At 41.5% G+C, this 8,192-nt stretch carries 10 protein-coding genes; 1 reads left to right on the top strand and 9 read right to left on the bottom strand.

Going from position 1 to position 8,192, the window contains the following annotated elements; genetic code table 11:
* Positions 1-75 precede the first annotated feature (75 nt).
* A complete protein-coding gene (locus F6K63_RS35675; RefSeq protein ID WP_044492370.1) occupies positions 76-279 on the bottom strand; it encodes a hypothetical protein in 204 nt (67 codons plus the stop codon).
* 513 nt (positions 280-792) lie between these two features.
* Complete coding sequence (locus F6K63_RS35680) at positions 793-1,503, bottom strand: dual OB domain-containing protein (RefSeq protein ID WP_287294768.1); 711 nt, start codon at positions 1,501-1,503, stop codon at positions 793-795.
* Between the two features lie 60 nt (positions 1,504-1,563).
* Here F6K63_RS35680 and F6K63_RS35685 point away from each other — a divergent pair, with 60 nt between their 5' ends.
* On the top strand, positions 1,564-1,701 hold the full coding sequence (locus F6K63_RS35685) for a hypothetical protein (protein WP_287254516.1): 138 nt from the start codon (positions 1,564-1,566) through the stop codon (positions 1,699-1,701).
* Positions 1,702-1,919: 218 nt separating this feature from the next.
* On the opposite strand, the gene F6K63_RS35690 is transcribed toward F6K63_RS35685, so the two are convergent.
* The 7 genes from F6K63_RS35690 to F6K63_RS35725 form a co-directional block, all read right to left on the bottom strand.
* The gene (locus tag F6K63_RS35690) at positions 1,920-2,366 is read right to left on the bottom strand and encodes a DUF488 domain-containing protein (RefSeq protein WP_287294770.1); all 447 of its coding nucleotides are present in this window, start codon (positions 2,364-2,366) and stop codon (positions 1,920-1,922) included.
* Between the two features lie 107 nt (positions 2,367-2,473).
* Positions 2,474-3,178 (bottom strand): DUF488 domain-containing protein, encoded by a 705-nt coding sequence (locus tag F6K63_RS35695; protein ID WP_287266697.1) that lies wholly within the window; start codon positions 3,176-3,178, stop codon positions 2,474-2,476.
* Positions 3,179-3,456: 278 nt separating this feature from the next.
* On the bottom strand, positions 3,457-4,512 hold the full coding sequence (locus F6K63_RS35700; RefSeq protein ID WP_083373903.1) for a DUF389 domain-containing protein: 1,056 nt from the start codon (positions 4,510-4,512) through the stop codon (positions 3,457-3,459).
* A gap of 598 nt (positions 4,513-5,110) precedes the next feature.
* Positions 5,111-5,827, bottom strand: a complete 717-nt coding sequence (locus F6K63_RS35710; RefSeq protein WP_287266698.1) for a peptidoglycan-binding protein — start codon at positions 5,825-5,827, stop codon at positions 5,111-5,113.
* Positions 5,824-6,072, bottom strand: a complete 249-nt coding sequence (locus tag F6K63_RS35715) for a hypothetical protein (protein ID WP_287266699.1) — start codon at positions 6,070-6,072, stop codon at positions 5,824-5,826. Before F6K63_RS35715 ends, F6K63_RS35710 begins: the two co-directional genes overlap by 4 nt.
* A 563-nt stretch (positions 6,073-6,635) precedes the next feature.
* Positions 6,636-7,370 (bottom strand): GIY-YIG nuclease family protein, encoded by a 735-nt coding sequence (locus F6K63_RS35720; RefSeq protein WP_287266700.1) that lies wholly within the window; start codon positions 7,368-7,370, stop codon positions 6,636-6,638.
* Positions 7,371-7,636: 266 nt separating this feature from the next.
* Positions 7,637-8,059 carry a hypothetical protein gene (locus F6K63_RS35725; RefSeq protein ID WP_287314848.1) on the bottom strand — a complete coding sequence of 141 codons (423 nt, stop codon included), beginning with the start codon at positions 8,057-8,059 and terminating at the stop codon, positions 7,637-7,639.
* Positions 8,060-8,192: the final 133 nt, after the last annotated feature.

Below are 8,192 nucleotides of genomic sequence, written 5' to 3' on the forward strand. Positions count from 1 at the left end.
TGTAGAAAAAATTATTAGATCTGAAATAAAGAAAGACGCTTAGAGACACGACTGGGTCAACCCAGTCTCTCTGTTTCACCCTCGGTCTAAAGACACAAGGCTCTCACATTTCAAGAAGTTTTGGTAGACCACAGCGCTGGTGAGTAGGCGCAGAGACTTAACATTAGGCATCGGGAAACTATTGCTATTCTCGCCAGTTTTTTTCTTAGATGCCACCATGCTCAAGGTCTGGCGCTCTTTAAATGAGCGATAATTTTCTACGCTGAACTCAACTAGCATCACTAGGGTCTCCCATGCTGACTTAGGGATTATCCATTAACTTTCGTCAATGGTAAACAATGGTAAAGGAATGATTTAGTTGATTATAGGAAGCTAGTTAGTAGAATGCGATCGCATTCGTTCCTAGTAATACCAATTACACAAAATATTGGTACACCTTAATCCCCTATATCACCGCCTTACATTATCAGTTTATCACCTTATGACCTAATTCCCGTATCCTCTGTAGCAAAAAGAAATAAAATTGTTATCATTTAGGTTGTAGGGTGGGCAAAAACAGTTTATTTTTTTTTAGTATTAATGATTATCTTAATTTGCCCACCCTACTTGAATTGGTATTTATTTGACTTTTATGGTGGACAAAAACTGTTGGATTATTCTGAATACTCTAGATTATCTTACTTTGCCCACCCTACTTGAATTGGTATTTATTTGACTTTTATGGTGGGCAAAAACTGTTGGATTATTCTGAATACTCTAGATTATCTTACTTTGCCCACCCTACTTGAATTCCTAAAAAGGAAGCTCATCATCCATTCCTATTCTCAGTTTATTCCCTGATTTGTTAGGTAATTCAATAACACCCGCTATCAACTTCCAACAAGGGTCACCATCTTTTTTCCAATAATCAGGTCGCCAAGGCATGCTGAGACTAACCGTAACCAAACAATGATTTTGCGGTCGATACCCTAACTCTAAATGCCTAACAAATACGGGGTCAGTAATCGTAGCAGTCAATTCTTGTCCACAATCTGTTACCAGTGAACCTTCCCATTTTTCTACACCCTTATCTCTGACACCAATAGGTTGAACCAAGAACTCCACAGCTTTCACCAGTTGTAGTGTACAGCGTTGCTCTACCGGTAATGACTGCAAGAAATTCACGGTTACATAGCGCTCATTATTATGGAGAATGTATTTTTCCCGGCTGCAAAACTTATTGAGATATCCAGCGGGAACTTGTCCTACTCGTCGCCATTGTCCTGGTAATACCAAAAGATTTTCATACTCAAAGCCAAAGTCGGGTCCAGTTTTAGCCAAAGGAATATCTAAAATATCCAGTAAAGTTGGTTCCCTTCCCGCAATCTGACGCATTGGTTTCGGAATGCGACCATCCGGTAAATCAGATACAGGACGAATCCATTGACGTTTAAGGGAATTAATTCCAGCGATACATCTCTCGCCACGCTTCCAGGAGTTAGCCAAGCAAATAATCTGAGTCATGCTGCTATCTAATCCCAAGTAAGGTTAGTTTAGACGTAAGCATTCAGCGGTCAGCGGTCAGTGGTCAGTGGTCAGCGGTCAGCGGTCAGTGGTCAGCGGTCAGTGGTCAGTGGTCAGTGGTCAGTGGTCAGCGGTCAGCGGTCAGCTTATTTTATTCAAAAGCTGTTCGCTGTAGCTTCGCCACAGGCGAATGCCTGAGAGCTGAGAGCTGATAGCTGAGAGCTGATAGCTGATAGCTGATAGCTGATAGCTGATAGCTGATAGCTGATAGCTGATGGCTGATGGCTGAGAGCTGAGAGCTGAGAGCTGAGAGCTGAGAGCTGAGAGCTGATAGCTGAGAGCTGATAGCTGAGAGCTGATAGCTGATAGCTGACTGATGCTTTTCTATGGTCTTAGCAAAGAGGATTTGGGATAAATCATAGGTGAACTATTTTTATAGTTCCCAATTTTTGACTCAGATATTCTGCTACTAAACGGCGATGACAGTTATGGGGAGTAGGTTCACTACACAGCAGACAGCTACCATCTAATAAATCTGGTGATACTGTCTTTTCGATTTCACGCTCTGTAATTAATTCTAAGAACTGTTTTTCGTAGGTTTCCCAATCACCATTATTTTTTTTATAGGTATTTATGATATCCTTAGTCGGAGCCAATTCTAGACGATGTATATAGTCAATATTCCCAATTTGCTGCAAAAAGTATTCAAAATCCGTCTTTTTGGTGAAACCAGCTAATTGAGATTTATTATTCAGTCTCGTATCGATAACTCGCCTTACTCCAGCATTAATCAGAAGCTCAAAGAACTGTTGAGCACTCTTTTTAGTAAACCCAATTGTAAATAAATTAATAGTTTTATTCATAGTCAGGGTCTTGATAAGGCAAGCTATCAGCTATCAGCTCTCAGCTCTCAGCTCTCAGCTATCAGCTATCAGCTATAGCGCTATGCCCACCCTACGAAAGGTTTATTTCAAGCATTAGGCTGACCACTGACTGCTGACTGCTGACTGCTTACTTGATAAGCAATAGTATCCCCTTGCCTATGATAAACTTCCTTAAGTCTATCCTCCCGAGAGCAATTCTCCCAGTTATCCATAGATGTCGGGTCATCAAATAGGGAAAGTTGCTTCGGTTGATTGATTTGGGAATCACTTAACCCATGAGAGCTGAGCAGCCTTTCTTCTAACTCCTGATGGGACTCTAAGCTGCCATCATTTAGAATATGATTAATCTCTAAACCGGATTTCACTAAATGTTGGCAGACTAAAATTGTCCGATGGCAAGTGATCGGGTCTTTTTCAGCACACATCAAGGCAATTTGGTAAGTTTCAGCCCCTTGAATTACCCGTTTAAGACCCGCTGAAAACAGGTCAGTGGCGGCAATTTTTTCATATAACGCTTTACCACCAACATAACAACTGAGATCAGCCGGTCTTGCCCCCAACTCCTTACCCAGAAAGACATAGCGAATTCCTGCTGACAATAGTTCCGCCTTGAGGGGGGCTTGACTAAAATGAGGTAAGTAACGGCTGTAAGGATGCGATCGCACATCAGCCACCGCCGTAATTTCGTGCTGCTTCAGTAAAGCAATAAAATCTTCAATACTGAGATTAGAATGACCAATAGTGAATAATTTACCAGTATTACTACCAGTATTACTAATTTTACTAATCATCCCCAAAAAGCTCCATTATTGCCATTATTTGTGTCCTTTTATGTCATCAAATAAATATCACTTGATCCGTTTTACTAAGGTAAACTATGCTCAAATTATAGCAATTATAATCATAAGTGAGGTACACAGTATTTTTCCCGATTCCCGATTCCCGATTCCCGATTCCCGATTCCCTGCTCCCTAAAACCCATAACTTTGTACCTGACCGAATTTAAAACCGCTGTAAGCATTAGGCTGACAGCTGACCACTGACAGCTGAATGCTTACTCCAATTCAAGTTAATTAGGTTTAGGATTAGGCGATTCCACTGGTATAAATGGAGTAACCTCAACTCTCACTTTAAAGGGTTTACCTAGCTTAATATTAACCGAATCCTCAAACCTCTGTACCTGTTCCGATGTAATCGGTTTTGTTGAACGGATATCCATTTCGATAGAAGGAGGATTAGTTTTCCGATTGATCTTCCAAGTAGAAACTTCTGTTATACCTGGTTTGTTAAACACTCGACTCTTATTAATCAATTCCTGAACTGGCTCCTCAACTCTTCCTTGCTCAAGCACGTCCCAAAAGGTAAGTCCTAGGGGCACGACTAATACAGCAATCAGCACTAACGAGAATCCCCAGTTTAAAGACCGGCTGAGTTCAGTACTCTGAGCATACCCGCTAAAGACATAGACGATCATGCAAGCTAGGTTAATCCCAATCAGGTTAGTAATATAGAGGAGAAATGCGCCCTGACTATAGGCCCATTCTCCCTGGGATAGGGTTAACCCAACGACACAAAGGGGAGGCATGAGGGCTACTGCAATTGCTGTCCCTGGTACCGCATCTTCTAAAGACGGACGAATTTTAGAGAAACCACTAATTCCCCCGGCCACGATCGCAACTAGTAAATCAATCAGATTAGGTTGAGTTCTTGCTAAAACTTGGGCTCCAAATTCAGGGAATCCGATAACTGTACCAACTAACCAAGAACAACTTATCCCCAGTACGGTGCCTACAGCAATGGAAACAAAACTACTCCGTAACAGTTGCCAATCTCCTTCCAAGGTAGCAAAGGACAATCCTCTTAAAGGCAACATCAGAGGAGCAATAATCATCGCTCCAATAATCACCGCAGCACTGTCGAGCACTAGTCCAAATGTAGCAATTAAGCAAGAGCTAATGATTAAGACTAAGAAATTGAGGGTAAGTTCTGATTCCTCAACCAGAGAATTCCTTACCATCATAATTGGAATTGCCTTTAAGCCAAAGTTCCTGAAAAGATTCAAGGTTTTGGAGACTCTAGTTTTAGTCTTTTGATTCTTTTGATTCTTTTGGTTTTCCTTTTCCATAGATAATAGACGATGCTCCCGACTATTGAGCTAAATTATCTTTCACCAACAGGTATTGACAATTGACACTAAGTAAGGTATAATTAACGACTTCACAATCTGACTGGTAGATCGGATAATCATTAGGTAACGTTACTGCTCCTACCAGTCATTACTATTAAATGAGACGATTGTCAATGAATTCTATTTTTTCACTAATTCAACAGTTATTGATCAATTGGCTACTAATCTTAATAACTGGATCGGTAACCCTTAGTGCTCTAAGCTATGTGGGTGAGTTAATCAGCGCAATTTACCGGTTGATGTCCGGATCTGAGGCTCTCAACTGTTGGCACGAGTGCAGGCACAAGCAGAAGCGATCGCAAGCACTGGCTTCGGCTTAGTAGTTGATACCTTTAACTAGTTTGTAGACTTAATCCTAATTTTACTCATCTGATTTTATCTCTCTTCTGTCACTCTAGGCAGAAGAGAGATAATAAGTTCACAAATATAGCAGTCGAAGTAAAGATTAAGACATATTTCTATTTCCTATTCCCTATGCCCTGTTTCCTTTAAACGCAAATACTATGTCGTCAACTATACTTCTGTTGCTATAACTTCACAATCCCAGAGCCGACCGAGTTGCAGCTCCGACAATTCCATCTACTGTTAAATCCTTTAGCTTCTGGAATTCCTTAACAGCTTCCTCAGTAGCCGGACCAAAAACGCCATCTACCTCGAGCATAATAGTTGCTTTAACTAAAGCTTCCTGAACTTCGCGAACATCATCACCTTCGAGATAAGGTTTAGTCAGGCTGAGTCTTCTTTCTGGAAGAGATTCGTTAGTTTCTCCAAAGCCAACTATGGGGGCTTGATTTAGTCGCGCTTCAGTATTTGGTCCGAAAATCCCATCTTCAGCAATGGGTTTGTCCGGATTATATTGGTTCCAGAGTCGCTGAAACGCTTTTATAGCAAGACGACCTAGGTCTCGTCTTGCTCTGCCCCTATAGTCAAAGTGAGGTCTGTCCGCAGGTCCAAACCACCTCCAACCCTCCCGCTCTAGATAAGGTCTCCAGCCTTGATCGTCATTGATATCTATTGCTAAACCACGTTGGTGATCACTTTTACCAGGAGGGGCCACCAAACGAATACCACACCGTCTAACTTTACCATGATTGAATAGCATTAGTTGCTGAGCAATAGTTCGGTAACCAGAATTTACCGAAAGGGTGCGACCACGAGCCTTAATTGCCCGTGCCAGGGACTGCTGAGCTGCTGCCTGAAGGAAAGGGTGAACTGCTGGACCATTAGCCACATCTAGGTCGGCAAAACTCACCAAGCTATTGGGTGCAATGCTTTCATTTCATCAATCAGCTGCTGGTCTAGTCCCCGCAGAACAGAAGTAGAGCAGCCAGGAGCCTGTCGAACAGTGGTTAATCGATTTTTTGCGATCGCTTGTGTCTGGATCAGGGTTTCAAGTTGATTATCTATCAGGTTAATTTGGTGACAATGCTCACAAAAATCTGCATGTTCTGTTTGTTCTGATTCGAGATTGCTTTCGAGATTGCTATAGTCTGCCATCACTATAAATTTAGGATATATACCTAACTCAATGGTTTACTTTAGTTGCTTTCCCTGAAATCTTGCACCACTGTCACTAGCCGTAGCTTCGGCAATATAGCGCTACGCGCAAGCTCCGCGAACAGCCGTCAGTGATCAGCCGTCAGCTTATTTTATTCAAAAGCAGCTCAAGTATTTTGCGCTATGGGCATAAACTTTTCCCGTAGTCTGGCCACATGCCTTGGCCAAAGGCCACGCTACGCGAATGGCTGATAGCTGATAGCTGATAGCTAATAGCTGAAGGGTATATTAAGTTATCCCTAGCTTAATCTTAGAGTGGAATAATTGCCTACCCTAACTATTTAGGTGCAATAATATTTCAGTGCTATTTTGATTATGAGCAATACAATAATCCTTTGACAGTACCCTTGGGGGTACTTTTTAAAGGACTCGTTAGTGATTATATTTGATATAATTAAAGATCGTGCCAGATGTGTTGAACAGGCAAAAGAGAAAAGCGATTGCAATCATAACTAAGAGACGGCAATCGCTGCAAATCCAAGTTTTACCGAAAAAATAATTAATTAATTATTTTTCTTATCTATATCATCCATTATTTTCTTACAGACAGGTTGTTTTGGCCATACTTGTTCCCGGAGAGATTCAAATAGTTTCCAAGCTTGACGGTAATCTCCCCCAGTACTCCTCAAAAAAGTTTTAGATTCATAAATGACGGCAACCATATCCTCACCATATTTTTTTACACATTTATGACTAGAAGAGTCTGCCAATTTTTGAAATTTCTCTTGAGCCTGAGTATACTGTTCAAATGCATCCATATTTTTACTACTAAAAACATTATTCGCGGCATGATAGTTCCTTTGGTCTTTTGTAAGACTAGGTTGGTTGTTAATAATAACAATACCCAATAGTGGTAGCAACAGAAGTGCTCCGACGATCGGATTCCCTTTAGAGTCTCCTGGTTCAGGAGGAGCAGTATCTTTAACAGATGAGTTTATCTCTTCGACAACCTCATGAATGTTGTAGTTTCTGAAATCGAACCATTCTCTACCTTTCCGCTTCGATTGAAAATTTTTAAAATCTTTAAATTTGCGATGAAGATCTTTTTCTACTCCACTAGAGTCCAAGCAGCGGATCAAAGAGTAAACCTCAAGATCATAAGTACTTGAAGTCCTCAGTTGAGCTAGTCTTTCCTCCGGTCTACTTGAAGTTTTTACAATTTTGTAGAACCCAGTCGGCTGTTGATTGCCTTTAAGCTCCTCAATCAAGGAAACGTACTCGATTTTTTGCTGAGTCAATTGGTAATCACCCTCTTGGAAAATTCAAGAGGATCTACAAGAGTTAAAGGATGCGTTCCGGAAAACTACAAAAAGGTTAGATCGGCACAGCCAACACTACGCGATATTCAGGTTCTACTATAGATCAGGCTTGTTGTTAATAATTTTCCTGGGAATGAGGAAACAATGTATTAGAAATTAACATAGTTTTTAAAATAACAATCGGCTGATCAAATACTGGTTGATATTATTGTTGACATATCAAATCAAAATGCTATAGTAACCTGTTAATTCTCAAGCTTCATATCGGCAAAGTGTTCCATCAGCATCCGGTGGATAAAGATGTAGCCTCCTCCTACTTTTTGTAGGAAGATCCGATCGGCGGCATAGTCCAGGAAGCGGGCATAGTTCCAAGGGATGTATTTGTTACGGTAGAGGACAAGGCGGAGGCTGAAGTGTTGGATGCAGGCTAGACCACCATTCTCCAGCCCGACCATCAGCCCGAATATCAGCCCGACCATCAGCGCGACCATCAGCCCGACCATCAGCCCGACCATCAGCGCGACCATCAGCCCGAACATCAGCCCTCCCATCAGCCCGAACATCAGATATACAGTTATAGCATTACGAGCTGATTTCCAAATTCCTTGATTTGGACTTGTTTTTGTTTCAATTTCTGAACTCTCCAGCCCGACCATCAGCCCTCCCATCAGCCCCTTACAAGGGTATGTTTTTAAGATTCATCCAGGGGCAGGAGGAAAATCGGGACTAAATCTGCCTGTAGGTAAAGGCATGCCCTTAATCGCAGATGCCAAAATTATTAAAAATCCTCGTCTGAAACAA

This window comes from Moorena sp. SIO1G6 (assembly GCF_010672795.1).
Taxonomy (GTDB): domain Bacteria; phylum Cyanobacteriota; class Cyanobacteriia; order Cyanobacteriales; family Coleofasciculaceae; genus Moorena; species Moorena producens.

Excerpts from the sequence above, each read along its gene's own strand:
- F6K63_RS35695 (WP_287266697.1), bottom strand. The coding sequence starts at position 3,178 with ATGATTAGTAAAATTAGTAATACTGGTAGTAATACTGGTAAATTATTC.
- F6K63_RS35725 (WP_287314848.1), bottom strand. The coding sequence starts at position 8,059 with ATGGGAGGGCTGATGGTCGGGCTGGAGAGTTCAGAAATTGAAACAAAA.
- F6K63_RS35680 (WP_287294768.1), bottom strand. The coding sequence starts at position 1,503 with ATGACTCAGATTATTTGCTTGGCTAACTCCTGGAAGCGTGGCGAGAGA.
- F6K63_RS35715 (WP_287266699.1), bottom strand. The coding sequence starts at position 6,072 with ATGGCAGACTATAGCAATCTCGAAAGCAATCTCGAATCAGAACAAACA.
- F6K63_RS35700 (WP_083373903.1), bottom strand. The coding sequence starts at position 4,512 with ATGGAAAAGGAAAACCAAAAGAATCAAAAGAATCAAAAGACTAAAACT.
- F6K63_RS35675 (WP_044492370.1), bottom strand. The coding sequence starts at position 279 with ATGCTAGTTGAGTTCAGCGTAGAAAATTATCGCTCATTTAAAGAGCGC.
- F6K63_RS35690 (WP_287294770.1), bottom strand. The coding sequence starts at position 2,366 with ATGAATAAAACTATTAATTTATTTACAATTGGGTTTACTAAAAAGAGT.